The organism is Kitasatospora sp. NPDC059088 (assembly GCF_042738155.1).
Lineage (GTDB): Bacteria > Actinomycetota > Actinomycetes > Streptomycetales > Streptomycetaceae > Kitasatospora.
This window is the reverse complement of record NZ_JBHYGR010000061.1, coordinates 25807-51103: the sequence shown is the minus strand read 5'-3', so window position 1 is coordinate 51103 and position 25297 is coordinate 25807. Positions and strand designations below refer to the sequence as shown.

Below are 25297 nucleotides of genomic sequence, written 5' to 3'. Positions count from 1 at the left end.
CGGGCGCCCAACGCCGCGCGCTGATCTGCCAAGATCCGCCGGACAGGCCCTAGGCAGGCGGGCCGCGGTGCCGCGTGGAGTGGGAAGTCGGCCGGGTCGACTTCCTGCTCCACGCGGCACGGGTGCGGCGGCGTTGGGGTGCGTGCACCGGAGGCGCGCCCGAGCATCGGCCCGCCGGCGGGAATTCGGAGACGGACCCCGGGGAGGTCGGCCGCAAGACCGCGTGGAGTGGGAAGTCGGCCAGGTCGACTTCCCGCTCCGCGTGCTGTGGGCCGGGCGGCGGGAGCGGGGGGCAGGCGGGGGCGGGGCGTCAGTGGCGGTGGATCGGGGGGACCTGGTAGCTGCCGTCCAGGACCGACGGCTTCGGGCGGTAGAGCCGGATGATCGGGCGGAACTCGCCGAGCGGGGTGGGGAGCCAGTTGGCGGCGGCCGTCGGGTCCTCGGGCGGTTCGTGCTGGAGGGTCACGGTCAGCGAGCCGTCCGGGCCGTAGACCAGGCCGGGGGTGCGGTCGCCGATCGAGTAGCGGTCCTCCGGGTTCTCCACCAGGTAGTAGTCCGGCACCGAGTACATCGTGACGGACCAGAAGGCCTCGGCCGGCGGGGGCTCCTCGAAGCGGAGGGTGTAGCTGTTGGCGCCGGTGAGCGGGCGGCCGTCGGAGTCGTCGTAGGTCATCGCGTACGAGGCCTCGTAGGCGTGGTTGCCCCACAGGCCGGCCCGGGCGGCGGCGGCCCGGCTGAGGTAGGCGGCGCGGCGGTCGGGGATGCGCCACTCGGGGTCGTCCAGGGTGCCGGGGCCCAGGTGGTCGATGTTGTAGTCGAAGAGGTGGAGCGCCGAGCGCCACTCGCCGAGCGGGTGGTCCTCGGGCGGGCGGGTCGCGTCCTCGACCCGCTCCCGCCCGGCGGCCAGGCCCTTGGCGAGTGCGAGGGTCCACTCGGCGGCGGCGGCGCGGTACGGGGAGGCGCCGTCGTCCAGCAGGCCGAGCGGGGCGAAGCGGCGCTGGTACTCGATGTCGGGGGTGGCCGGCGGGAAGGCCTGCATCCACACCCGCAGGCGTTCGAAGAAGGCCAGCCGCTCGGGGACGTCCGGGTCGGGCTCGGGGACTCCGGCGACCAGGCCGCCGGGCTCCAGCGGCTCCAGGGCGAGCGCGGCCTGGAGGGCCTTGACCCGGGGCAGGTCGTCCGGGCCGTCGCAGGCGAACCGGCCGACGATCGTGCCGACGGTGGTGGGCAGTTCGATCACCCGGGCCGGGTCCGGCGCGGTGCCGTGCCAGTCCGGCGGGACGACCAGCCAGGTCTGCGCCGCGGTGCCGGTGGCGCGGCTGCCGAGGTAGGCGACGTTGTCCGTCCAGGCCCCGATGAACTGCAGCACGTAGTAGGCGCCGGCGGTGTCCGGGACGTGCAGCACCTGCGGGCCCTCGGAGAGGTCCAGTTGGGCGATCGAGTAGATGGTGTCGTTGTTGACCGAGACGAAGTGGTCGCCGGGGCCGGCCAGCCGGGTGGCGTGGCTGAAGTGGTTGAACGGCGCCGCCGGGAGGGTGCCCAGGCCGCCCTTGGCGAAGCGCTCGACCATGGTGAGGCCGGCGACGAGCGGGTAGCCGTAGACGTAGGCGTCGGCGGCCAGGGCCTCCAGCTCGGGCAGGTTCATCGGGGTCCTTCGTCGGGTCGGCGCCGGGGCGGGGCGGGCCAGGGCGGGGCGGAGTCAGCGCGGGGTCGGCACGGGGTCAGCGCGGGGTGAGCGGCGGGGGCTGCCAGCGGCCGTCCAGTACGGCGGCCTCCGGGCCGTGGATCCGGAGCACCACGGCGAACGGGCCGTCCGGGGCGGGCAGCCAGTTGGCGGAGTGGTCGGCGTTGGCGGGGCGCTTGTGCTGGAGGTAGAGGGTCAGGCCGCCGTCCGGGTCGCGGAGCAGGCCGGGGGTGTCGCCGCCGACCGAGTAGCGGTCCAGGGTGTTGTCGACCAGCCGGTGCCCGGGGAGCGCGTAGACGGTCACCGACCAGAAGAAGCGGGCGGGTGGCAGGGCGTCCGGGGCGAAGCGGATCAGGTGGTCGCGGTCGGCGGCGTTCGGCGGGCGGCGGCCCTCGCCGTCCGCTGCCCAACGGCCGTACCAGACCTCCTCGGTGGGCAGGCCGTACGGGTCGAGCTCGGCGGCGACGGCCAGCCGGAGGAAGTCCCCGCCGAGTTCCTCGCGGGTGCCGAACAGGCCTGCGGAGTCGCGGAGTTCGGCGACCGCCCGGGTCAGCCGGGCGCGGCCGTCGGCGATCCCGCGGCCGAGTTCGGCCCGCACCTCCAGCGGGAGGGCGGCGGGCTCGAACTCGCCGCGGCCGTCGACGCCGAGGTCGGTGAGGCGGCCGCGCAGCGCGGTCTCGGCGGGCGGGAGTGCGTCGGTCGGCGGGAAGAAGCCGAGCAGGAAGTCGAGGAAGGTGAGGAACTCGACGCCCTCCGGGACCTCGTCGCGCCAGACCGGCCAGACCGGTTCGGGGGCCGGGGCGGGCGCCGGGGTGCCCGCGTACGCGTGCAGCGGGCGCAGCCGGTACTGCTCCTGGACGGCCCGTAGTGCGGTGAGGTCGGCGGGGGTGTCCCCGGGCAGGCGGGTGCGGCCGACGACGCCGACCAGCCGGGTGGCGGCGCGGATCACACCGGTGATGCCGGGCGGGACCTCGCCCTGCCAGTCGGGGCCGGCCACCAGGAAGTCCCCGGCGCCCTGGCCGGTGGTCCGGGAGCCGATCAACCCGGCGGGCAGGGTGTCGAGTTCGTGCACCGCGAGGGCGCGGTAGTCGTCCGTGGCGGGCACCGAGAGCACCCAGGGTTCGGCGCGCAGGTCGAGCCAGGCGCGGGACGGGAGGGTGTCGTTGTCGGGGGTGACGGCGTCGGTGTCGGCGGGCCCGGCCGGCCGGGTGGTGTGGCGGAAGACGCCGAAGCCGCCGACGTAGCCCGGGTCGGCGTCGTCCAGGGCCTGGGTGTAGAGGGCCCGGTAGTTCCGCAGGAGGGGGTGGGCGCGGATCCAGGCCTCGGCCGCGGTCGCGCGGATGGTGGCCGGATCGACGAGTGCCGGGTTGACCATGCTGTCGCTCTCCCAGGCCGGATCAGGCAGACAAGGGCAGACAAGGGGTGGATCAGGATGGATCGGGGCAGATCGGTACACCTGGGATGCTAAGGGGGGTGGGTGGGGGTGGCACGTCGGGCGGCGCCCGCGGCGGGCGGATCCGGTCCGGCGCTCTGCCCAGCGCTAACCCGGGCGTGGCGGCGGGCCGGCGGGGACAGGCTGAGTGGCATGAAGATCCTCCTGCTCGGGGGCTCGTCCTTCCTCGGACGTGCCTACGCCGCCGAGGCGCTCGCCCGCGGCCACCAGGTCACCACCTTCAACCGCGGCCGCAGCGCCCCCGACCTGCCCGGAGTCGAGGCCGTCCGGGGCGACCGCGACAGTGCCGAGGACCTCGCCCGACTGGTCGAGGGCCGCCGCTGGGATGCCGTCGTCGACACCTCCGCCCGTCAGCCCGCCCAGGCCGCGCTCTCCGCCCGACTGCTGCGCGGACGGGCCGACCACTACACCTTCGTCTCCTCGGTGCACGCCTACGCCGACTGGGGCACCCAGGTGATCACCGAGGACTCCCCGCTCCTCCCCTGCCCCGCCGACACCCCGCCCGACCAGCCCTTCGGGCGCGAGTTGAAGGCGGGCGGCGAGCGCGCGGTGCTGGCGGGCTTCGGCGCCGAACGCACCCTGGTGCTCAGCAGCGGACTCCTGATCGGCCCGTACGAGCTGGGCGGCCGGCTGCCCTGGTGGCTGGAGCGGATGGCCCGCGGCGGGCGCGTGCTCGCGCCCGGCGATCCGGAGCGGACCATCCAGGTGATCGATGTCCGGGACTTCGCCGCCTTCGGGCTCGACCTGCTGACGGCCGGGACGGTCGGCCGGTTCCTCACCACGGCGCCGCCCGGGCGGCTCACCTTCGGGCAGTGGCTGGAGACCTGCCGGGAGCTCGCAGGCGCGCCCGGCACCGAACTGGTCCCGGTCGGGGACGCCGCCCTGCTGGCCGAGGGGCCGGACCAGGTCGGCCCCTGGCTCGAACTGCCCTTCTGGGCACCGGACCTGCCGGATTGGCGGTACATCTGGCAGGTCGACAGCAGCCGCGCCGAGGCGGCCGGGCTGCACTGCCGCCCGTTCGCGGAGACCGCCCGGGACACCTGGGAGTGGCTGCGCGCCCGGGGACCGGCCGAGGACACCGACGCCGAGGGGCGGAAGCTGGTGCCGGGGGCGCCGTTCACCCAGGGGATCGAACCGGCCAAGGAGCAGCGGCTGTTGGCCGCACACGGGTGAGGCGCCCGGGGGCGGGGGCCTCGCGCGGAGCCTGAGCGCGGAGCCCGAGGGCGGGGGCGGGGGTCGCTCCCCGCCCCGGCGGGCCTCGCTCAGTGGCTGCGGCGGGTCACCAGTTCGGCCAGCGCCAGCAGTTCGTCCGCCGCGGCCGGCTCCGGTACGGCCACGGCCAGCTGTGCCATCGCCGCGGCCATCCGCTCGCAGGACTCGCCCTGCGCCCAGCCGCGCCCGCCGGCCTCGTCGACGGCGGCCGCGCACTGCGCCAACTCCTCGGCGGTGAGCGGGCGTTCGAGCGCGTAGAGCTCGCCGAGCCGGGCCCCGGCGGGGGTGCGGGAGCCGAGCGCCTTGACCACCGGCAACGACTTCTTCCGGGCGACCAGGTCCGCGCCGACCGGCTTGCCGGTGACCGTCGGGTCCCCCCAGATGCCGATCAGGTCGTCGATCAGCTGGAAGGCCAGGCCGATCTCGCGGCCGAAGCCGTCCATCGCCCGGGCCGCCTCCTCGGAACCGCCGCCGTACAGCGCGCCCATCGCGCAGGCGGCGCCGAGCAGGGCGCCGGTCTTGGCCTCGGCCATCGCCAGGCACTCGGCGAGCGAGACGTCGTTGCGCTGTTCGAAGGCGCAGTCGATCTGCTGGCCCTCGCAGAGCTCGACCACGCAGTCGGCGAGCCGGCGGATCGAGCCGCGGGCGGCCGGGTGGGCGTCCTCGGCGACCAGGCGCAGCGCCAGGGAGTGCATCGCGTCGCCGGCCAGGATGGCCTCGGTGGTGCCGAACACCCGCCAGGCGGTGGGCCGGTGGCGGCGGGTGTCGTCCCGGTCGATGACGTCGTCGTGGAGCAGGGTGAAGTTGTGGACCAGCTCCACGGCGGCGGCCGCGGCGGCGGCCGTCCCGGGGGTGCCGCCGAGGGCCTGGGCGGCGGCGAGGACCAGCGCCGGGCGGATCGCCTTGCCGGAGGAGGACTCGGAGGGCGTGCCGTCCGCCTCCCACCAGCCGAAGTGGTACCCGGCGACCTTGCGCATCGTGCCGGGCAGCGAGTCGACGGCGGCCCGCAGGACCGGGTCGACCAGGCCGCGGGCGCGGGCGAGGATGTCCGCGGCCTCGTGGCCCTCTTTGTGGTCCCGCTCCAGCGTGGAGCTCGTCATGGGTTCCTCCCCCGTATGTCGTGGGACGGCCGGCCCGTCGGGCGGCCGGGTTGCGCCGGGGCGGCGGGCCGGTGGCCGTGCACACCGCGGCGCGCCGCCCGGCCGGTGGCTGGTGCCCCGGCCGGGCGGCGCGGATTCGGGCTCGGAGGCCGAGCCGGGAGCCCGTCGTCAGCGCTGGGCGACGTCCACGTTCTCCAGCACGCCGACGGCGTCCGGGACCAGGATCGCGGCCGAATAGTAGGCGCTCACCAGGTAGGAGATGATGGCCTTCTCGTCGATTCCCATGAACCGGACCGAAAGGCCCGGCTGGTATTCATCCGGAATTCCGGTCTGGTGCAGGCCGACGACACCCTGGTTGTGGTCGCCGACGCGCATCGCGATGATCGAGCTGGTGTGCCCGCCGATGATCGGGATCTTGTTGCACGGGAAGATCGGCACCCCGCGCCAGGCGTTGACGTGCTTGCCCTCGACCTCGACGGTGCCCGGGTTGAGGCCGCGCTTGCTGCACTCCCGGCCGAAGGCGGCGATGGCCTTGGGGTGGGCCAGGAACATCTTGGTGCTGCGGCGGCGGCTGAGCAGCTCGTCCATGTCGTCCGGTGTGGGCGGGCCGGAGTGGGTCTGGATCCGCTGGTCGTACTCGGCGTTCTCCAGCAGCCCGAACTCCGGGTTGTTGACGAGCTCGTGCTCCTGGCGCTCGCGCAGCGCCTCGATGGTCAGCCGGAGCTGGTGCTCGGTCTGGTTCATCGGCTGGTTGTAGAGGTCGGCGACGCGGCTGTGCACCTTGAGGATGGTCTGGGCGACGCTCAGCTCGTACTCGCGCGGCTTGAGCTCGTAGTCCACGAAGGCGCCGGGCAGGTCGTACTCGCCCTGGTGGCCGGCGGAGAGGCCGATCGCCGCCTCGCCGTGCTTGTTCTGGGCCTGCTGGAAGCCGTTCAGGTACTCCATGATCTGCAGCTGGAGCGACTCGGAGCGGTCGTGCAGCTCCTGGAAGGACGGCCAGGCGAGCGCCATCACCGTGCCGGAGGTGGCGGCGCGGACGGTGTACGGCCAGGCACCGTCCTCCTCCTGGAGCGCCTCGTCGCCCAGGTGGTCGCCGTCGGCGAGGGTGCCGACCACCGTCTCCTCGCCGTACTTGCCGGTGCCGAGCCGGTCCAGCTTGCCGTGCGCGATCAGGAAGACCTCGGTGATCGGCGTGCCGGCCGTGACCAGGACGTCGCCCGGGGCGAACTGGCGCTGCACGAAGCGGCCGGCCAGCTCCTCCAGCACCGCGTCGTCCTGGTAGCCGCGCAGCACCGGCACCTCGGCCAGCGTCTGCGGGACGATCCGCACCTCGGAACCGGTCTTGACGAAACCCACCCGGCCGCGGCCGACCTTGTGGCGCAGGCGGCGGTTGACCCGGTACGTGCCGCCGGAGACCTCCACCCAGGGCAGCATCCTGAGCAGCCAGCGCGGGCTGATGCCCTGCATCTGGGGCGCGGACTTGGTCGTGGTGGCGAGGTTCCGCGCGCCCGCCGTGCTCAGTGACTGCTGCTGCCGGATCTCCGGCTGCGCGCCCGGCGCAGGAATACCGGCATTGGTTTCGGTCGACATAAGGGAGGCCCTTCGCATGCCCGATGAAGTGTCGCCTTGCGCATTCATGTTGCAGCTTCATGGTGGGCCCGTTCGGGGGCGTCCCGCAATCACTCATTCGAGTGGTTCCGAATAACCGAACAAATAGTACGACTAGATCACCTGATCGATATTTGTTCGACTATTTATTCGAAACTACCGGAACCCCTACCCGCCATCTTCCCCCATCGACCGCCCCGCCCGCGCCACCCCTTGACAGATCCGGTCCGCGCCCACCCTGCCGTTCGAAGCCGTCGAACGGACCGCTAGGGTGCCCTGACCCTTCGTCAACTACGGTCCGGGAGGCGTCGCATGAACTCACCCGTACGGGTCTGGCTGAACCGCACCTACTCCGAGAACGTCCACTTCATCGAGCAACTGCGCACCGGCGCACGCCCGGTGGTCGTCCACGCGACCCACGCCGACCCGGACTCCCCCGTGCTCGCCGCCGCCGACCACGGCACCCCGGAACCCGCCGACCTGCCCACCGACGCCTACGTCCGCTACGCGCTCGACTACTGCGCCCGGCACTCCGTCGACGTCTTCCTGCCCCGACTGCACCAACTCGCCGTCGCCCTGGCCCTACCGGAGTTCGAGGCCCTCGGCACCACCCTGCTCTGCCCGCCCGCCACCGCGGTCGCCGCCTTCGCCGGCAAGGCGGACGGCTACGCCGCGATCGCCGCCGCCGGACTGCCCACCCCGCCCTGGTGGCGGGTCCGCACCCCGGACGAACTGCTGGCCGCCGTCGAGCGGATCGAGGACGACGGGCACACCGCCTGCCTCAAGCCCACCACCGGTGCGGGCGGCGCGGGCTTCCGGGTCCTCACCCGGAAACCGTACGACCCGGCCCGGCTGGCCGGCTGGGACCACCGGGTGCAGGTCGACCAGGTGGCCGCGGCACTGGCCGCCCCCGCCGCCGGGGGCGAGCCGCTCGACCTGCTGGTGATGCCGTACCTGGACGGGCCGGAGGTCTCGGTGGACTGCCTGGCCGACCGGGACGGCCGCCCGCTCACCGTGGTCGGACGGACCAAGGACGGCCGCCGCCGGGGCTTCACCACCGACGAGCGCTACCTGGAGCCGGTGCGGCGGCTGGTCGCGGCGAGCGGGATGGCGTACCTGTGCAACGTCCAGTTCCGCGAGTGGCAGGGGCGGCCGGTGGTCATCGACGTCAACACCCGCCCGGCCGCCGGGCTGTACCAACTGGGGCTGTGCGGGCTCAACCTGGCCTGGGACGCGGTGCGGCTGGCGCTCGGGGAGCGGGTCGAGGCCGGCGGGCCGCCGGACGTGGCGGGGATCGAGTACACCCTGGTGTCGGGGATCCAGCCGGTGCTGCCGCGGCGGGTGCCGGTGCGGTCGTAGGGGCTTGCCGACCGACCCTAGAGCGGGCCGTTCCAGTCCAGCGTCGGCTCCAGCACCCCCTCCAGGGTGAGCAGCCAGCGCTTCACGTCGATCCCGACCCGGCCGCCGCCGAAGCCGCCGATCCCGTCCGCCGCCACCACCCGGTGGCAGGGCACCAGCAGCGGGACCGGGTTGGCGGCCATCATCTGCCCGACCGTCCGGGCGGCCAGGCCGGGCTCGGTGACGTCCTCGAACACCCCGCTACGGGCGGCCAGTTCGCCGTAGGTGACGGTCTGCCCGTACGGCACCTGCTCCCAGAGCGTGCGCAGCACGGCGCGGTGCGGCCCGGAGCTGAGGCTCCAGTCGATCGGCAGGCCCAACTCGCGGGTGCGGCCCGCCAGGTAGGCGCCAATCCGCTCGGTCACGGCGGCGATCTTCGCCGGGTCGGTGCACGGCGGCACCTCGCCGTCCCACCCGCCGTAACCGGCCGCCGCCACGCCCAGCGGCGTCACCGCGATGTGCATCGGGCCGCTGGGCAGCGGGGTGGGCACGGTCAGCCAGGACAACGACGACTGCGGCACGCTCGGGCCCCCGCCCTCCACCGGGTCGGACGGCGGGGGCACCGGCGTCCGAGGGGCTGGTCCGCCCCGCTCGCCATCGTACGGCGGGGCGGCGGGGCGCCGGAGGTGTTGTGCGTGCTCGGGGTGCCGGAAGGGAGCGGCCCCGGCCTCAGTGCTGCCCCTTGAGCTCCGCGGACAGCGCCCGCGCCCAGTGCGACAGTTCGGCGCGGTCCGGCGCCCGGCCCTCGCACAGCACGGCGAGCTGCGCCTCGTTGATCCGGTTCGGTCCCGGGATCTCCAGCAGGTAGGCCAGTTCGGCCAGTACGGTGGCCAGCCGTTCGGCATCGGTGTGGTCCAGGACGGCCGCGGCCTGGTGGTGGCCGATGGTGAGCGAACCGGGCATGGTCAACCTCCTCCGTGACCCCCGCCCCTCCACCGTACGACCGACCCGGCCACCCCGCCCGCCGCGGAGGCACGCACGCGTGGGCGGAGCGACCGGCGGCACTCCGGGGCCGGCCGGTCACGGTGCGCGGTGGGCCGCACCGGTGGTGGCCGGGGGTGCGCCCCGGAGCCGTCCGAGGGGTGGGTCAGCTGCCCGGGCCCTCCTCCCAGCGTCGATTCCGTACGGCCGGTAGGCCCAACACTACGGCCCCGGCGGCCACTTGCCAGACCGCCCCGAGCAACAACACGTCACCGGCGCCGAACCGGTCCGCCAGCGGACCGGCCGCCGCCAGTCCCAGCGGGCCGAGGACGAAGGCGCCCAGCGCCCCGAAGGAGGTCAGCCGGCCCAGCAGCTCGGCCGGCACCCAGCGCTGGGTGGTGGTGCTGAACAGCGTCCCGCAGACCGCCGAGCCGACCCCCGCCACCAGCGCCCCCGCGACCACCCAGGGCAGCGCCACCCCCGCCGCCAGCGCCGCGGACGGCAGCGCCCAGGCCAGACCGGCCACGGTCGCCACCGCGAGCGGACGCCCCGGGCGGCGACCGAGCATCAGCAGCCCGCCCAGCACCGCACCGGCCCCGTACACGCCCATCACCAGGCCCCAGGCCCGGGCGCCGCCCAGCTCCCGCTGCGCGGTGAGCGGGCCGAGCACCAGGAACGGGGCCCAGACCAGCAGGTTGAACAGGCCCATCTGCACGGTGGTGATCCACAGCCACGGGCGCGCGGTGAACTCCGACCAGCCGGAGCGCAGTTCCCGCAGCATCGACTCCCCGCCGCCCGCCGGCACCCGCCCGGGCAGCCGGAGGCCGGCCAGCGCCAGGGCCCCGACGCCGTACGTCAGCGCGTCGATCAGCAGCACCGCGGCCGGGCCCTGGGTCGCCGTGACCAGCCCGGCCAGGGCGGGCCCGGCCACCGTGGACACCGAACGCGCCAGCCCCAGCAGGGTGTTGCCGTCCGCCCGCAGCTCCTCGCGGCGCACCAGAGCGGGCACGATCGCGCCGAACGCGGGCATGAACAGCCCCTCGCCGACCCCCCACACCGCCACCAGCACGACCATCGCCGGGACCGGAGCGTGCCCGGCCGCCAGCAGTGCGGCGAACAGCGCCTGGACGAGGCCGCGCAGGACGTCCGTGCCCAGCATCAGCCGGCGGCTGCCCAGCCGGTCGGCGATCACCCCGCCGGCCGGCAGGACCAGCACCACCGGGAGGATCCGGGCGGCCATCACCCAGCCGAGGTCGGTGCCGCTGCCGCCGGTGCCGCCACCCGCGCCGCCGCCGTCGAGCACCGCGAAGGCGACCGCGACCGGAGCCATCGAGGAGCCGAGGAGGGAGGTCGTGTACCCGACGAAGAAGCGGGTGAATTCACGCTCGCGCAGCACGGCGAGCCGGTCTCCCGGCCGCCGGGGGCGGGCCGGGGTCCGTTCGGTTTCCACTGCCATGGGCAGTCAGTCTGCGCGCGCCGGGGAGCCGGGTTCAAGGGTTTCCGGGGAAAAGTTGAGCCTTTTCGCCTCAATGTCGGGAGGGGTCGGTTCTGCCGCAGTAAATCGGCCCTTTCGTGGCCATTGAACTGTGGTTTACGGCGGATCGCCGCTAGCCTGGACGGTGATGCGAGACAGTCGTTTACTGCGGAAGAAGGCCGATGTGACGGAGCTCCCCCCGGTCGAGTACGGCCTCGCCGTCGAGCACTACCTGGCCGCCTCCGGACTCTCCGAGGGCTCCCGGCGGATCTACCGGATCGCCCTCCACACCTGGGCCTGGGCGCTCGCCGACCGACCCGCCCCCACCGGCCCCGAACGGCGGCGCGCCCGCCCGCCCGTCCTGCCGCTCGCCCTGCTCGACCACCCGGACGCCCCCGGGCGGCTGCACACCGCCGTCGCCCGCCGCGCCGCCGCCACCGACCCGCGCACGCTCAACCGCGAGCTCTCCACCCTGCGCGCGGCCGTGGCCTGGTGGCGCGCCCAGGGCTGGATCGACGGCGACCCGAGCACCGCCCTGCGCCCCGGCCCGCTGCCCGCCGAACCGGCGGAGGGCGGGAGCCGCACCGGGGGCGGGGCCAGGGCCGGGGGCGGCCCGCTGGGCAAGGAGCAGCTGCGCGCCCTGTTCGCCCGCCGGGCGCCGCTGCGCGAGCAGACGCTCTGGCACCTGCTGCACGAGTCCGGCGCCGCCATCGAGTCCGTCCTAGCCCTCGACACCGACCAGTTGGACCTCCCCGGCCGCCGCACCCGCCCCCGCTCCGACCGCCCCGGGCTCCGCTGGGGCACCGGCACCGCCCGGCTGCTCCCGCTGCTGGTCGCCGGCCGCGCCGGCGGCCCGCTCTTCCTCACCGACCGCCGCGCCCCGGCCGGCACCCCCGCCGCCGACCGCTGCCCCCACACCGGCCGCGCCCGGCTCTCCTACCGCCGCGCGGCCGAGCTCTTCACCGCCCACACCCGTCCGCTGTCCGAACCGCCCGGCGCCGGCTGGACCTTGCGGCAGCTGCGGTCCCGGGCCCGGTAGGCCGGACAGGGCCTGGCCGCGCGCCTTCGACTACCCCTCCGGCGGCATGACAGCGCGGCGGCCCTGCGGGAGCAAGTCGTCGAGTGCCGCCGACAGTTGGGCCGGTGACGGCCGGTCGGCCGGGTCGAGCCGCAGGCAGGCGTCGACCGCCCCGGCGAGCGGGCGGGGCAGCCGGCGGCGTCGGGACACCGGGGGCGCCGGGGTCAACGGCTCGCCGTCGAAGGGGAGTTCGCCGGTGGCGGCCTCGTACAGGGTGATCCCGATGCCCCAGACGTCGGTGGCCGCCGTGAGGTCGCCGCCCAGGAGCTGCTCGGGGGCGAGGTAGCCGTCCGTGCCGGCCCCCGGACGGCCCGGGCCCGGCGGGCGGGCGATGCTGAGGTCGAGCACCTTGGCGCGGCGGCAGTCGATCACCACGTTGGCGGGCTTGAGGTCGAGGTGCAGCAGGTGCCGGCCGTGCAGGTAGCGCACCGCCGAGCAGAGGTGCAGGCCGAGCAGCGTGAGGTCGGTGGCGGCCGGGCGGCGTGCGCTGCGGTCGATCAGGTGGGCGAGGGTCTCGCCGCTGAGCGTCTCCAGCACCGCGTACGGCTGCGGGCGTTCACCGGTGCCGTAGCCGCGCACCAGGTGCGGGTGGGTGAACGCGGTCAGCCAGCGGCCCTCCCGGAGCAGGCGCTCGCGCAGTTCGCGGTCGCGGCGGTGGTCGGGCCGGAGCACCTTGACGACGCAGCGGCAGTCGCGCTCCTCGCTCCAGGCGTCGTAGACGTCCAGCCAGCCGGTGCGGCAGAGGTGGGCGAGCACCTGGTAGCCGGGGGCGATCGGCGCCCCGGCGGTCATCGGCTCCCGGGAGCTCACCGCGCGACTTCCGTCGGGGTCGCGGCCCGGGCGAGCCGGGCGTAGTCGTCGTCGTGGGCGAGCAGGTGGCGGTGGCTGCCGGAGGCCACCACGCGGCCTTCGCGCAGCAGGACGATCCGGTCGGCGTTCCGTACGGTCAGCAGGTTGTGCGAGATCATGATCGTCGTCCGGCCGTTCATCAGCCGCCCCAGCGGTTCCAGGATCCGCCGACCCGACTCGGGGTCGAGACCGGTGGTCGGTTCGTCGAGCAGCAGGACGGGCGCGTCCCGGACCATCGCCCGGGCGATCGCGATCCGCTGGCGCTGGCCGCCGGACAGCAGCCGCCCGCGCTGGCCCACCACCGTGTCGTAGCCGTCCGGCAGCCGACTGACGAACTCGTGGGCGTCGGCGGCCCGGGCGGCAGCCGTGATCTGGGCGTCGGTGGCGCCCGGGCGGCCGTAGGCGATGTTCTCCCGGACGGTGCCGTGGATGACCAGGGTCTCCTGCCACAGCACGGCGACCTGCTCGCGCAGGTCGGTCAGTGCCAGGTCGCGCAGGTCGATGCCGTCCAGCCGGACGGCGCCGCGCTCCGGGTCGTAGAAGCGCAGCAGGAGTTTGGCGACCGTCGACTTGCCGGCCCCGCTCGCGCCGACCAGGGCCACCGTCTCGCCCGGCTCGGCGCGGAGCGAGAGGTCGCACAGCGCGGCGCGGGCCGTGCCCGGGTAGCGGAACCACACCCCGTCGAAGGCCACCGCCCCGCGCACCCGGGCGGCGCGCAGCGGCCGCGGCGGATCGGCCACCTGCGGTTGCTGGTCGAGGAGTTCGATGATGCGCTCGGCGGCGGCCGAGGCCGAGAAGAAGCCGTTGCTGAGCCGCCCGATGCCCTGGATCGGACTGTAGAGCCGGCTCAACAGGGCGACGAAGACGAGGAGTTCACCGAGGGTGAGCCGGCCGTGGACCAACTCCCAGGCGCCCAGCCCGAGCACGATCAGCGCGCCGACCAGCTCCAGCATCTCCACGATCGGCGCGAACAGGGCGCGCAGCCGGGTCGCCGCCATGGTCGCCCGGAACCGCGCCAGGTTCTCCCGCACGAACCGGTCCTGCTCCCAGTCCTGCCGGTTGTACGCCTGCACCAGCGCGATGTTGCCCAGCGTCTCCTCCGCGAGGGCGCTGACCGAACCGCTGCGGCGCCGCCGCTCCCGGGACGCGTCCTTCACCCTCGTCGAGAACCGCCGGGCGGTGAGCCAGAACAACGGCGCGACCACCAGCGCGGTCAGCGCGAGGTCCCAGCGCAGGTAGAACAGCACCCCCAGGAAGACGGCCAGCTCGGCGGCGTACGCGACCGCGTCCAGGACGCCCGAGAGCAGGAAGGTCTCGACCGCCTCGACGTCCGCGGTCAGCCGCGACAGCACGTCGCCGAGCCGCCGTCGCTCGAAGAAGCCCAGCGAGAGGCCCTGCAAGTGCCGGAACACGTCCGCCCGCAGGGCCAGCAGGAAGCGCTCGCTGACCCAGGTGGAGAGCGTCTGGTCCGCGAAGTCGAGGGCCCCCGCCACCACGGTCAGCCCGGCGTAGCCGAGCGCGACCGGAAGGAACAGCCCGAACCTGCGCGGCACCAGCACGTCGTCGACGACGATCTTGAACAGCCAGACCATGGCCGCGTCGACGACCGGGCCGAACAGGACGACCACCACCAGCAGGGCCAGCCAGCGCCGTCCCCCGCGGGTGTAGGGCCAGAACCGCCGGAACGTGCGCCGCAGCGACACGGCCGGCGCCGGGGCGACGACCGGATCGGTCCGGCCGTCGCCGTCACCGGTGTCGACGGCCGTCAACCGCCGCAGTGACCGCACTCGCTCGTCCTGACCAGGGGACCGGAAGCGGTCCGTCGGTCGTCAGTGCCCGTGCTTGTTCTTGCGGCCGTGACGACGACCGCGACTGGTCGTGTTGTTGGTGTTCCGGTCCTCCTTGTCGTGCCCGCGGTCCTTGCGGGACTGCCGCATCGCCGGCAGGAGGTTGGCGAGGATGCTCATCACTGCCACCTTTCACTCGGTCGTACCCCCACGCCGGGAGGTACGGACGGGCGGGCGGGGATGCTCAGCGGTGTTCGGCGCGGGCCCGGTTCGGTCTCCTGACGGGGCCGTTCCCGCGTACGTCACGGGCTCGGCCCCGCCTACGTCACAGGGCCGTTCCGGCGGGCCCGGGGACCGTTACCCAGCCGATGGGCGACCGTGACGCGGCCGGGCGGGGACTGCGACACGGCCCTCCTAGCGTCACTGACGACGCACCGGCCGTACCAGCACCACGGGCCGCGCCCCCGGTGCGCCGTTGGCGGGAACCGCGGTCCCGCCACTGACGCGTCCACCAGAGCCACGAAGGAGACCCCCGCCATGAGCAGGAGCCGTACCGACCGTTCGCCCGCCCGCCGTCTGCTGGCCGTCTGCGCACTGACCGGCGCCGCACTGGTGACCGTCGTCACCGGCGGACAGGCCTGGGCCGACGGCACCCCGCAGCCGGCCCCCGCCAAGCCGTCCGCCGCCCCCTCCAACGCCGCGCCGGGCGGCGCGGCCGTCGGCGGAGTCCGTCCGAGCGCCGCCCCCGCCAAGCCCGGCCAGCCGTCGGCGTCGGCGCCCGAGGGAGCCGCCCCGGCGGTCGCCACCGCCACCGCCACCCCGTCGCACGGCCCGGCCGGCTCCCAGCCGCAGGTCCGCGAGGTGCCGAAGGGTGCCGCCCAGGCCGGTGACGGCTCGGGCGCGACCGACGGCAACGGGCTGATGCTGGTCGGTGGCGGCGCCGTCGCCGCCGTCGGCGCCGGTGCGCTGGGCTTCGCCGTCCTGCGCCGCCGTTCCGGTGCGCGTGGCTGACACCCGTCCCGGGTCCGCCGGGCACCCCGGCGCCCTTCCCCCGCACCCGGCCGGGCGGGGAATCGGCGCCGGGGTGCCCCCGGCGGCGGGGACCGACCGGCGGGGCGGTCGTGGGCGGCGGCGGGCCGCCCCGCCCGGCCCGAGCCTGCTGCGGCGGAGCGTCTTCGGTACGGCCGGCCTGCTCTGCATCGCCCTCGGCAGCACCCTCGCCCTGTCCGGCCGCGACACCCCGGTGGTGCGGATCGAGACCTCCGGCCACGCCCCGGCGGCCGGTGCCCCCGCCACCGGCGCACCCGCCACCACGCCCACCGCCGGCGCGCCCGCCCCGGTCGGCGCGCCGACCGCCGGTGACCAGCCGCTCGCCCCCTCGCCGCCGAACCGCCTGCTGATCCCCTCGATCGGCGTGGACGCCCCGGTGACCGACCTCGGCCTGAACTCCGACGGCACCGTCCAGGTGCCCTCGGCCGACCACGCCGACCAGGTCGGCTGGTACCGCAACGGCCCCGCCCCGGGCGAGGCCGGCCCCGCCGTCCTGATCGGCCACCTCGACACCAAGAACGGCCCGGCGGTCTTCAAGCGCCTGCCGGAACTCCACGTGGGCGACCGGATCGGGATCCGGCGGGCGGACGGCCGCACCGTCGACTTCACCGTCCGCAGCCTGCTCCAGGCCGCCAAGGACCGCTTCCCCACCGACGCCGTCTACGGCGACACCCCCGGGCCCGCGCTCCGGCTGATCACCTGCGGCGGACGGATCGGCCCGGACGGGCACTGGACGGACAACATCATCGTGCTGGCCGACCCGGCCTGACCGGGCCGGAGCCGGGCCCGGTAGAACTGGGGACGACCACGGGGAGCGACGAACCGACGCCGCGGCCCACCGCGTCCCACTCCGGGACCCGGACGCGCGGACGCCCGGCGTCAGACGCCCGACCGCGACCGAGGAGGACGAGCACGACCGTGGCAGCACCGACCGTGGCAGCACCGACCCCGCTCCGCCGCCGCCCCGGCGCCGTCCCCGCGGCCGCCCTCGCCGTCCTCGCCGCCCTGACCGCCCTCGGGGTCCTGGCCTTCGGCCGCGCCGCCCCCGGCGGCCTGCGGGACGACGGTCCGCGCCCGGCCGTCGCCCCGCCCAGCCCGTCCGCGGTGGCCAAGCCGCTCTGGCCCGACCTGGCCACCGCGCCGCCGCCGCCCACGTCCCCGACCGACGCCACCTCCCAGGCCCCGCCGCAGCCCGTACCCGACCTGACCGTGCCCGGGCACGACCTCACCGCCGTCGACGTCCGCACCCTGCTCGCCAAGGACCCGGCGGTGAGCGCCGAGGAGCGCCGCGCGCTCGACTCCTGCGCCGGGTGCGAGGTGCGGGCCCCCGAGTTCCGCGACCTCACCGGGGACGGCCGGCCCGAGCTGATCACCGCCGTCGCCACCCCCGGGGTCCTCGTGCTGCACGTCTACACGCTCGCCGACGACCGGGTCGTACCGATCCTGCGGGCCCAGGTCCAGCAGATGTCCAGCGCGGCGACCGTCGACTCCGACCTCTGGCTGTACGAGCCGACCACCTACGCCACCCGCACCAGCAGCCACTACCACTGGGACGGGCACCGGCTCGCCCTGGTCGAGCGGCGGGTGGACGGCGTCGGCCTGCTCCCGACCGCCGACCCGGGCGCCGAGGCGACGTCCGCCGCCGGCTCGGACCGCGTCCCCGTGCCCGTCCCCGGCCCGGCGCGCCCCTCCTCGGGGCCGAAGCAGCCCCCGGCCGCCGGGGTCGCCTCCCCGTCCGCCGCCCGACCCACCTCCCAGCCGTCCGGCCCCGCCGTCGTCCCGGAAGCGAAGCGATGACCACCGCAGCCGCCCCCGCCCAGCCGCACATCCTGCTCGTCGAGGACGACGAGGTGATCCGGGAGGCCACCAGGATGGCCCTGGAGCGCTACGGCTTCCCGGTCACCACCGCCGCCGACGGCCTGGAGGGGCTGGAGGCCTTCCACGCCGTCCGCCCCGACCTGCTGCTGCTGGACGTCATGCTGCCGCTGCTCGACGGCGTCGGCCTCTGCCGCCGGATCCGGGAGGAGAGCCAGCTGCCGATCCTGATGATGTCGGCCCGCACCGACCCGGTCGACGTGGTGTCCGGCCTGGAGGCGGGCGCGGACGACTACGTGGTGAAGCCGTTCGAGAGCGCCGTCCTGGTGGCCCGGATCCGTACGGTGCTGCGGCGCGTCCGGGTCGCCCCGGCCGTCGAACCCGGCCCGGCCGCCGCCGTCACCCCGGCCCCCGAGGTCCTCGACGACCCCGTCGCGCCCTCCGCCGCCTCCCTCCGCACCGTCGACGGGCTGCAGGTGGACACCGACAGCATGGAGGTACGGGTCGACGGCCGCCTCGTCCCGCTCACCCCCACCGAACTGCGGCTGCTGCTGGAGTTCACCGCCGCCCCCGGCATCGTGCTGGAACGTTCCGCGCTGCTGGAGCGCGTCTGGGACTACGAGTGGGGCGCCGACACCCGGGTGGTGGACGTCCACGTGCAGCGCCTGCGGGCCAAGATCGGCTCCGGCCGGATCGAGACCGTCCGCGGCTTCGGCTACAAGCTGCGGCGCCCGGCATGACCCCGCGCCGGCCGACCCTGCGGCGCGTACCCCTGCGACACCTGGCCCTGCGGCGCATATCCCTGCGGCACATGGCCCTGCGGCGCATGACCCTGCGCCGGCAGATCGCCACCGCCGTCGCCACCATCTCCGTCCTGGTCGCGGTCACCGTCGGCCTGCTGGTGCACCAGGCGATGATCCGCCAGCACGTCGACCAGGCCCGCACCGCGGCCGCCACCGCCCTCGGCTCCGCGCTGACCGACTACGGCCGCGGCACCCCCGGCCCCGGCGCCGCCGTCGACGACCCGGCCCTCCCCGCCCGGCTGCGCGAACTCGCCGCCGCCGGCCGGCAGGGCTCGCTCCTCGCCGCCGACCCGCAGGGCGAGTCGATGTGGGCGGCGGGCCCGGTCCAGGGCGGGGTGCTCTCCGTCCGGGTGGACTTCACCCAGGACCGCCGGGCGATCGCCGACCTGGACCGGATCATCCTGATCACCGTGGTCGCCGCGGTGTTCACCACCGTGCTGGCCGGCGTGCTCGTCGCCGACCGGATCAGCCGCCGCCTGCGCACCGCCGCCACGGCCGCCCGGGGCATCGCGGCCGGCGGCATCGACACCCGGATCGGCGAACTCGTCGACGGCAGGGACGAGGTCGCCCACCTCGCCGCCGCCGTCGATCTGATGTCCCGCACCCTGCACCGCCGCCTCGCCGACGAACAGCGCTTCACCGCCGACGTCGCCCACGAACTGCGCACCCCGCTCACCGGCCTGGTCACCGCCGCCGAACTGCTGCCGCCCGGCCGCCCCACCCAACTGGTGCAGAACCGGGTCCAGGCCCTGCGCGCCCTGGTCGAGGACCTCCTGGAGGTCTCCCGCCTGGACGCCGACGTCGAATCCCCCGACCTCTCCGCCGTCCCGCTGGAACGCGCCGTCCGCCGCACCGTCACCCTCACCGGCCTCGACGTCACCGTCGACATCAGCTCCGACACCGTCGGCACCTCCGACACCGCCGACCAGCAGGTCCGCACCGACCTGCGCCGCCTCGACCGCATCCTCGGCAACCTGCTGCTCAACGCCCACCGCCACGGCGCCGGCCCGGTCGAACTCCACGTCGACGGCCGCCGCATCACCGTCCGCGACCACGGCCCCGGCTACCCCGACGACCTCCTCCACCACGGCCCCCAGCGCTTCCGCACCAACGCCCCCGAACGCGGCCGCGGCCACGGCCTCGGCCTCACCATCGCCACCGGCCACACCCGCGTCATCGGCGCGACCCTCACCTTCAGCAACCACCCCGCCGGCGGCGCCGTCGCCACCCTCACCCTCCCGCCCGGCTAGGGCTGTCCGGCGTTCAGCGAACTCCCGCCCGGCCACCCCCTGTCCGCCACCGGCGAACTCCCGAACCGCCACAGCCTCTGGATTCCGCCGACGCCGGACGGAACCCTGGTGCCGTGACAACCGGCGCCCCGGGACGACCGGCGCGCCGGGCCCGGGGAGGAGCGGACGTGACGGACGAGGACGCGGCGTGGCGGCGGCGGGAGGAGCTCAGCCGGCTGGCCGCCACGCACACGGTCGCCATCGACGCCCCGGGGAGCCTCGGCTCCGGGTTCCTGGTCGCCGAGGACACCGTGCTGACCTGTGCCCACGTCGTCCAGGGCCACCTGGAGGTGACGGTGACGGCCCAGGGCCGCACCCTCGTCGCCGACGTGGGCGCGGTGTTCCCCGAACCCGACCCCGCGGTCCGGGTCCAGGGCTTCCCCGACCTCGCCCTGCTGCACCTCCGGGAGCCGCTGCCACTGCCCGGTGTGTGGCTGGGCGAGCGCGCCCCCCAGGAGGGCACCGAGGTGGTCGTGCACGGATTCAGCCACGAGACCCTGGAGTCGGGCCCGCAGCACGACAGCCTGCGCCTCCACGTGGCCGGCGGGAGCGGACGGTTCGTCAGGCTCCAGGGCGACCGGGTCGTCGCGGGGTTCAGCGGCGGCCCGGTGCTCGACCTCCGGACCGGCCGGGTGTGCGGGGTGCTCAAGACCTCGCGCGACGACCGGCAGGAGGCGGGCGGCTGGCTGGTCCCGGTCGACGCGGTGCGCGCCCACTTCCCCGCCCTGGCGGAGGCCAACGACGGGCACCACCGGCCCGGCACCGACTGGTGCGACCTCGCGCTGGACCGGGCCGGACGGCAGAACAGGCTGTTCGGACGCGACCGCCCCCGGCCGAGCAGACGTCCGCCGACCCCGGCCCAACTCCTCACCCACGGGGCGATGCCGTTCCTGGACCGCCCGGAACTGGCGGACCTCCGACGGTGGTGCGACGAGGAGCCCGACCTCCTGCTGCGTCTGCTGCACGCGCCCGGCGGCTCCGGCAAGACCCGGCTCGCCACCGAACTGTGCGGCCTCATGGGCGGGGCGGGCTGGATCGCCGGCGTCGCGGAGCGGAAGGCGCTGGACCGGCCGGAGTGGACCGCCGGGCTCACCGCCGCCCTCGCCGACGGGATCCCCGTGCTCGTCGTCTTCGACCACGCCCAGGCCCGGCCGGAGGACGTCTGCGCCCTGCTCGAACACGTCGACCGGTACGGGCCCGACCGGATGCGGCTGCGTGTGCTGCTGCTCGCCCGCGCGGACAAGCCGCTCTGGCAGGCACTGCAGAGCGGCCTCGACGACGGGGTACTGGCCGACGCGAGCGTGGTCCAGCTCGCCAGGACCGTCCCCGCCCCCGGGGACGCCTCCGTGGCCGCCACCGCCTTCCGGGTCTTCGCCGAGCGGCTCGGCTCCCCGCGACTCACCCCGCCGTCCACCCTGGACGCCCGCGCCGACCGGGAGGGCTCGCTCCTGGGGGTGCTGGCACTCGCGCTGGACGCCGTCCTGACGCTGCGCCAGGGCCGCACCTGGTCCCCGGACGGCGATCCGCTCGAACGGGTCTGCGACCACGAGATCAGGATCTGGCACTCCACGCTCACCTGGTGGGATCCCCGGGAGCCGTCGTTCGCCGGCGAGAGCGGCAGGCTGCTGGCCGCGGGGCTCCTGCTGGTCCCCACGCTGGCCCCCGGCAGGCAACGGGCCGATCTCGTCGCGGTGTTGGAGCAGGTCCACGCGGCGGTCCTCCCGCACCGGCCGGTCCCCGACATGCTCCGCGTCAGCACCGCGCTGTGGGCGGTCTACCCCGCCGAGGGCGACCAGGTCGCCCCGCTGCGGCCGAACCGGATCGGCGAGGTCCTCGCCCGCCGGGTGCTCAGCACCCCGGAGAGCTCCGGCCACACCCACGCGTACCTCACCGCGCTGCTGTCCCCCACCCGTACGGACCCCGCCCGTACGGTCCCTACCCGTACGGACCCCGCCCTCGCCGGGCCCGCGCAGGAGCGGTTCGAGGCGGCGAAGGCGGCCGTCGAGGTGCTCGCCCGCGCCCGCGGCTGCACGGACGTGGGCCGGATCGCCGCCCACCCCGCGCACCGCGCCCTGGACGCCGTGCTGGCGCGCGCCGTCGCCGACCGGCCGGACGTGCTCCTGCCCGCGCTGGCGGCGAACGGCGCCCTGCTGCCCCACGCCGAGCCCCTCGCGGCCGTCATGCTGACCGCCCTGGAGTCCTGCGAGCCCCCGCTGCTCACCGCCGTGGAACAGCGGCTGCCCGGCTATCCGTCGAGCATGTCGCCGGTCTCGGTCGTCGTCCTGCGCCGGCTCCTGGAGCTTCCCGACGAGGAGTTCACCGAGGCGGACCAACTGCTGAGGCTGCGCAGGCTGGTCGGCTACAGCCTGCGGCTCGACGACGTCGACCCCGACGGCACCGGCCACGACGACGCCGACCCCGACGACGCCGACCCCGGCGACACCGGCCACGACGGCACCGGCCCCGGCGGCGCGCGGGACACGGCGGCCCTGACCGCGGCCCGGCAGGCCGTCGGGCTCAGCCGCGACCTGGTCCAGCAGACCGGACGCCACCTCCCGGAGTACGCGACGGCGCTCCACAACCTGAGCCTGCTGCTGCACCACGCCGGCCGGACCGTGCCCGCCCTGGAGCAGAGCAGGTCCGCGGTCGCCCACTACGAGGAACTGCTCGCCGACACCGAACCGAGGGACCGGCTGCGGCAGGTACGGCTGCTCGACACCGCGACCGCGCTGAGCCTCCTCGCCGTACTGCGCCTGGAGGACGGCCAGGTGGACGCGGCCCACGGCGAGGCCGCCCGCAGCGTACGACTGTGCGAGGCGGCCGCTCCTGGGGTCCGACAGGAGGCCACCCTGCTGTCCTGCGTCGAGGTGCTCGCCGAGTGCCACCGGCGGACCGGCCGGACCGCCGAGGCGGTGGCGGCCGGCGAACGGGTCGTCACCCTGCTGCGCGACCTGGCCGAACGGCACCCGGGGCGCTACCTCGCCCGGCTGCCCGACGGGCTGCACCGGCAGGCGCTCGCCCTGATCGGCGCCGGCCGGGACCGGGAGGCGTACCTCGCCATGCGGGAGGCCGCGCACCTGCGCGCCGACCTTCCCGCCGGGAACCGTCAACGCCTCGCGGCCCAACGGCAGTCCCTGCGGGTGCTGGTCCAACTCGGCGGCGAGATACGGGAGTTTTCGGCCGAGACGAACTCTTGGGTGGAGCAACTGGCCGCCATGGGAGATCATGGCGAACGGGGCCGTCCCACCGGAGGCCCACCCGACAGCCGGTAGGGAGCGCCATGACCATCGACGACCGGACGTCCGCCACGCCCGCCCCGATCCTGCGCCACGAGGCCGTCGAGGTCTTCGCGAACCGCTTCGGGCAGCTCAACAACGACCTCGTCGTCGGCCCGGGCGGCGCACCCGGCAAGTACCTCCGCTGGCAGTGGGCGCAGACCGGTGTGGTGGTGGTCCCGGTCGGCCCCGAGGGCATCGCCCTGGTGCCCTCGTACCGCTACCCGGTGGGCGCCGTCTCCCTGGAGTTCCCGCGCGGCGGCTGCGAGCCGGGCGAGAGCCCGGAGGAGGCGGCCGCACGCGAACTCCGGGAGGAGACCGGCCTCTCCGCCTCCTCCGTGCGGACCCTCGGACTGGTGCACGCGGACACCGGGCTGATCGAGACCGGCATCCACGTCTGCTGCGCCACCGTGCTCCCCTCGGAGGAGGGTTCCGCCCGGCCGGAGGCGATGGAGTCGGTGAGCCCGCCGGTCTGGGTCTCCCCGGAGGAGATGGCGGAGTGGCTCCGCGGGGGCCGGATCACCTGCGGGGTCACGCTGGCCGCCTACGCCCTCGCGGCCGCCGACTCCGGCGTGCTGTCCCCGACCGTCAGGGCGTGATCAGCCGCCGAGGGTGATCATCCGGTGCAGCGGGTCGAGGTGCCGCCGCGGCCCCGTCGCCACCCGCACCTCGTCGCCGTCCGGCGCGGCCGCGCCGAACCCGGCCACCACGTCGAGCGAGAGGTCCCGGGCCCCGTCGAGCGGCGCCCCGCGGACTTCGAGGCCCACCCCCAGCCGACCGGTCACCGTGTCCTCGTCCAGCCGGAAGCGCATCAGCCGGGTCTCGCTCCGCAGCCGCGCCCACGCCAGCCCGTCCGTACCGCGGAAGGTGCGCTCGAACGCCTCCAGCATCCACGCGCTGAACTCGCCGACCGACTGCCGCAGCACCGCGTCGTCCGGCCGCAGCCCCCGGCGCACCTGGCCGAGCTCCCGCACCAGGGCGTTCCGGGAGGGCTGCTCGACGGCCTCCAGCACCACCTCCAGGGGGAGTTGGGACAGCAGGAGGTTGTCGAGCAGGACGGCGGGCAACCCGGCCTCCTCCACGATCCGGCGGCTCCGCGCGGCCGACAGGGTGCCCGACCCGTCCCGCGGTCCGGCCATGCCGACGTCCAGCACACCGGGCAGGGCCCGGCGGTAGGACTCGCCCGCCCACTCGTCCACCGACTGCAGCGCGAGGATCAGCTCGGCGCTGCTGCCCGGGTCCTTCACCCGGTACTTGTCCAGCCAGTCCCGGAGCGCCTTGTAGTCGAAGGGCTGCTGGTCGGCGATCCAGCTCCGCGCGTCCTCCAGCGCGGTCCGGGTGCCACCGGTGGCGTGCCGGCTCGCGACGTCGATCCTGGCCAGCACACCGGCCTTGAAGCGCGCCGCCACCGCCGTCCCGTCGTAGCCCACCGCGTGCGCCGCCGACATCGCCGTCAGCCGTGCGACGTAGCCGGGCTCGGGCACGTTCGTCACGTTCCGCCGCCTGTGGTCGTCCCTGATCTCCCGCAGGGTCCTCCCCGCGCGCACCGCCACCCGGATCCGGCCGGACTCCAGCAGCGGGGCGAGGTCCGGCAGTTCCGCGCCCTCCTCCGCCCACGGGACCTGCCGGGCCTCCTCGGCCGAGACCAGCGCCCTGAAGTACCGGTTGTTGAGGCTCTGCGAGTCCCCGATCAACAGGGCGTCGGCGAAGAGCACGTGCAACAGCACCCGGGACCGCAGGTCGGACGCCCGGTCGATCGGCGCCGCGGCGTGCGGCTCCACGTCGGAGAGGTAGATGCGCTCCGCGCCCGCAGGCGGCGATTCCGTGCCCATCGGTACCAACCCTTCGCCCCTCCACCGGAGTTCCCGTCGGGGATACTAGAGCGCCGGCCGACCGCCGGCTTCAGGAATCCCGCATTTCGATTGCGCGGAATCGACGCCATCTTTGGAGGCGGAATGTCGGACCTCGTCCGGGTCGAGACACCCGACGGAGGCACCTTCTGGGCCCGCGTCGAGGACGAGGGCGGCCCCCGCGACGTGGCCTTCCGCGGCCTCACCTACCGGCTCGACGACCTCACGGACACCCTCCATGCCGTCGTGGGCAGCGTCCGCTCGGGCCTGCGGGCCGCCGCCCCGGACGAGTTCACCCTCGAATTCGGCATCGAGCTCTCCGTCAAGTCCGGCCTCCTGGTGAGCGCCGTCGCGGGATCCAGCGGCAAGGCCTCCCTCAAGGTCTCGGCGACCTGGAAGAAGGACGAGGGGACCACCGCCACGGTGCGCCCCGAGGCCGAAGAGGAAGAGACAGAGGAAGCGGAATCGGAATCGGAATCCGAAGAACCGAAGGAATCGGGCCCACCGGCCGCCGCCAGCGATTGACCACGTCCCGCACGGACGCCCCGACACGCGGAGGGGGGGGGGGGGACACGACTGGGACGTCCCCCCCCCCCAAAACAACCCACAACCCCCACACCGGCAGTAAAACAAAAAACCCCCACCACAAAA

Annotated in this window: 22 protein-coding genes; 11 read left to right on the top strand and 11 right to left on the bottom strand. The window is 75.2% G+C overall.

The window, feature by feature from the left end; all coding sequences use genetic code 11:
• Nucleotides 1-310 precede the first annotated feature (310 nt).
• Both ACFWXO_RS25610 and ACFWXO_RS25605 read right to left on the bottom strand, forming a co-directional pair.
• Nucleotides 311-1645, bottom strand: coding sequence for a DUF1254 domain-containing protein (locus ACFWXO_RS25610; protein ID WP_380526259.1), 1335 nt, complete (start codon nucleotides 1643-1645; stop codon nucleotides 311-313).
• Nucleotides 1646-1721: 76 nt separating this feature from the next.
• Nucleotides 1722-3059 carry a DUF1254 domain-containing protein gene (locus ACFWXO_RS25605; protein ID WP_380526257.1) on the bottom strand — a complete coding sequence of 446 codons (1338 nt, stop codon included), beginning with the start codon at nucleotides 3057-3059 and terminating at the stop codon, nucleotides 1722-1724.
• A gap of 210 nt (nucleotides 3060-3269) precedes the next feature.
• On the opposite strand from ACFWXO_RS25605, the gene ACFWXO_RS25600 reads away from it, so the two are divergent.
• Entirely contained in the window at nucleotides 3270-4310 is a 1041-nt protein-coding gene (locus ACFWXO_RS25600; protein ID WP_380526255.1) for an NAD-dependent epimerase/dehydratase family protein, read from the top strand.
• Nucleotides 4311-4399: 89 nt separating this feature from the next.
• Here ACFWXO_RS25600 and ACFWXO_RS25595 read toward each other — a convergent pair whose 3' ends face one another.
• Both ACFWXO_RS25595 and ACFWXO_RS25590 read right to left on the bottom strand, forming a co-directional pair.
• Nucleotides 4400-5449, bottom strand: coding sequence for a family 2 encapsulin nanocompartment cargo protein polyprenyl transferase (locus ACFWXO_RS25595; protein ID WP_380526253.1), 1050 nt, complete (start codon nucleotides 5447-5449; stop codon nucleotides 4400-4402).
• Nucleotides 5450-5617: 168 nt separating this feature from the next.
• Nucleotides 5618-7039, bottom strand: a complete 1422-nt coding sequence (locus ACFWXO_RS25590) for a family 2B encapsulin nanocompartment shell protein (RefSeq protein WP_375881641.1) — start codon at nucleotides 7037-7039, stop codon at nucleotides 5618-5620.
• Nucleotides 7040-7369: 330 nt separating this feature from the next.
• Between ACFWXO_RS25590 and ACFWXO_RS25585 the strand changes: the two genes are divergently transcribed.
• A complete protein-coding gene (locus ACFWXO_RS25585) occupies nucleotides 7370-8416 on the top strand; it encodes an ATP-grasp domain-containing protein (protein WP_380526250.1) in 1047 nt (348 codons plus the stop codon).
• A gap of 17 nt (nucleotides 8417-8433) precedes the next feature.
• Here ACFWXO_RS25585 and ACFWXO_RS25580 read toward each other — a convergent pair whose 3' ends face one another.
• The 3 genes from ACFWXO_RS25580 to ACFWXO_RS25570 all read right to left on the bottom strand — a co-directional run bounded on the left by ACFWXO_RS25580 (nucleotide 8434) and on the right by ACFWXO_RS25570 (nucleotide 10832).
• On the bottom strand, nucleotides 8434-8976 hold the full coding sequence (locus ACFWXO_RS25580) for a methylated-DNA--[protein]-cysteine S-methyltransferase (RefSeq protein ID WP_380526248.1): 543 nt from the start codon (nucleotides 8974-8976) through the stop codon (nucleotides 8434-8436).
• A gap of 148 nt (nucleotides 8977-9124) precedes the next feature.
• Nucleotides 9125-9358, bottom strand: a complete 234-nt coding sequence (locus ACFWXO_RS25575; protein ID WP_380526246.1) for a hypothetical protein — start codon at nucleotides 9356-9358, stop codon at nucleotides 9125-9127.
• 184 nt (nucleotides 9359-9542) lie between these two features.
• Nucleotides 9543-10832, bottom strand: a complete 1290-nt coding sequence (locus tag ACFWXO_RS25570; protein WP_380526244.1) for an MFS transporter — start codon at nucleotides 10830-10832, stop codon at nucleotides 9543-9545.
• A gap of 202 nt (nucleotides 10833-11034) precedes the next feature.
• Here ACFWXO_RS25570 and ACFWXO_RS25565 point away from each other — a divergent pair, with 202 nt between their 5' ends.
• Nucleotides 11035-11889 carry a hypothetical protein gene (locus ACFWXO_RS25565; protein WP_380526242.1) on the top strand — a complete coding sequence of 285 codons (855 nt, stop codon included), beginning with the start codon at nucleotides 11035-11037 and terminating at the stop codon, nucleotides 11887-11889.
• A gap of 30 nt (nucleotides 11890-11919) precedes the next feature.
• Here the strand turns inward: ACFWXO_RS25565 and ACFWXO_RS25560 are convergent, their stop codons facing one another.
• Genes ACFWXO_RS25560 through ACFWXO_RS25550 form a run of 3 tightly spaced genes read right to left on the bottom strand, consistent with a single transcriptional unit; the run spans nucleotide 11920 to nucleotide 14744 of the window.
• Nucleotides 11920-12738, bottom strand: a complete 819-nt coding sequence (locus ACFWXO_RS25560) for a serine/threonine-protein kinase (protein WP_380526240.1) — start codon at nucleotides 12736-12738, stop codon at nucleotides 11920-11922.
• The gene (locus tag ACFWXO_RS25555; RefSeq protein ID WP_380526238.1) at nucleotides 12735-14564 is read right to left on the bottom strand and encodes an ABC transporter ATP-binding protein; all 1830 of its coding nucleotides are present in this window, start codon (nucleotides 14562-14564) and stop codon (nucleotides 12735-12737) included. The genes ACFWXO_RS25560 and ACFWXO_RS25555 overlap by 4 nt, the downstream gene beginning before the upstream one ends.
• A gap of 42 nt (nucleotides 14565-14606) precedes the next feature.
• Nucleotides 14607-14744, bottom strand: a complete 138-nt coding sequence (locus ACFWXO_RS25550) for a hypothetical protein (RefSeq protein WP_375881624.1) — start codon at nucleotides 14742-14744, stop codon at nucleotides 14607-14609.
• A 357-nt stretch (nucleotides 14745-15101) separates the two neighbouring features.
• Between ACFWXO_RS25550 and ACFWXO_RS25545 the strand changes: the two genes are divergently transcribed.
• The 7 genes from ACFWXO_RS25545 (at nucleotide 15102) to ACFWXO_RS25515 (ending at nucleotide 23395) form a co-directional block, all read left to right on the top strand.
• Nucleotides 15102-15575 (top strand): hypothetical protein, encoded by a 474-nt coding sequence (locus ACFWXO_RS25545; RefSeq protein ID WP_375881622.1) that lies wholly within the window; start codon nucleotides 15102-15104, stop codon nucleotides 15573-15575.
• Complete coding sequence (locus ACFWXO_RS25540) at nucleotides 15568-16383, top strand: class F sortase (protein WP_380526236.1); 816 nt, start codon at nucleotides 15568-15570, stop codon at nucleotides 16381-16383. Before ACFWXO_RS25545 ends, ACFWXO_RS25540 begins: the two co-directional genes overlap by 8 nt.
• Nucleotides 16384-16532: 149 nt before the next feature.
• Entirely contained in the window at nucleotides 16533-17411 is an 879-nt protein-coding gene (locus tag ACFWXO_RS25535; protein ID WP_380526234.1) for a hypothetical protein, read from the top strand.
• The gene (gene cseB, locus ACFWXO_RS25530; RefSeq protein WP_380526232.1) at nucleotides 17408-18169 is read left to right on the top strand and encodes a two-component system response regulator CseB; all 762 of its coding nucleotides are present in this window, start codon (nucleotides 17408-17410) and stop codon (nucleotides 18167-18169) included. Before ACFWXO_RS25535 ends, cseB begins: the two co-directional genes overlap by 4 nt.
• A gap of 71 nt (nucleotides 18170-18240) precedes the next feature.
• Nucleotides 18241-19482: a sensor histidine kinase gene (locus ACFWXO_RS25525; protein WP_380526230.1), complete on the top strand. Its 1242-nt coding sequence runs from the start codon at nucleotides 18241-18243 to the stop codon at nucleotides 19480-19482.
• Between the two features lie 167 nt (nucleotides 19483-19649).
• Nucleotides 19650-22793 (top strand): trypsin-like peptidase domain-containing protein, encoded by a 3144-nt coding sequence (locus ACFWXO_RS25520; protein WP_380526228.1) that lies wholly within the window; start codon nucleotides 19650-19652, stop codon nucleotides 22791-22793.
• Between the two features lie 8 nt (nucleotides 22794-22801).
• Nucleotides 22802-23395 (top strand): NUDIX hydrolase, encoded by a 594-nt coding sequence (locus ACFWXO_RS25515; RefSeq protein WP_375881606.1) that lies wholly within the window; start codon nucleotides 22802-22804, stop codon nucleotides 23393-23395.
• Here ACFWXO_RS25515 and ACFWXO_RS25510 read toward each other — a convergent pair whose 3' ends face one another.
• Entirely contained in the window at nucleotides 23396-24628 is a 1233-nt protein-coding gene (locus tag ACFWXO_RS25510) for a hypothetical protein (RefSeq protein ID WP_380526226.1), read from the bottom strand. It lies immediately after the preceding gene.
• Nucleotides 24629-24718: 90 nt separating this feature from the next.
• Between ACFWXO_RS25510 and ACFWXO_RS25505 the strand changes: the two genes are divergently transcribed.
• Nucleotides 24719-25171 (top strand): CU044_2847 family protein, encoded by a 453-nt coding sequence (locus ACFWXO_RS25505; RefSeq protein WP_380526224.1) that lies wholly within the window; start codon nucleotides 24719-24721, stop codon nucleotides 25169-25171.
• Nucleotides 25172-25297 lie beyond the last annotated feature (126 nt).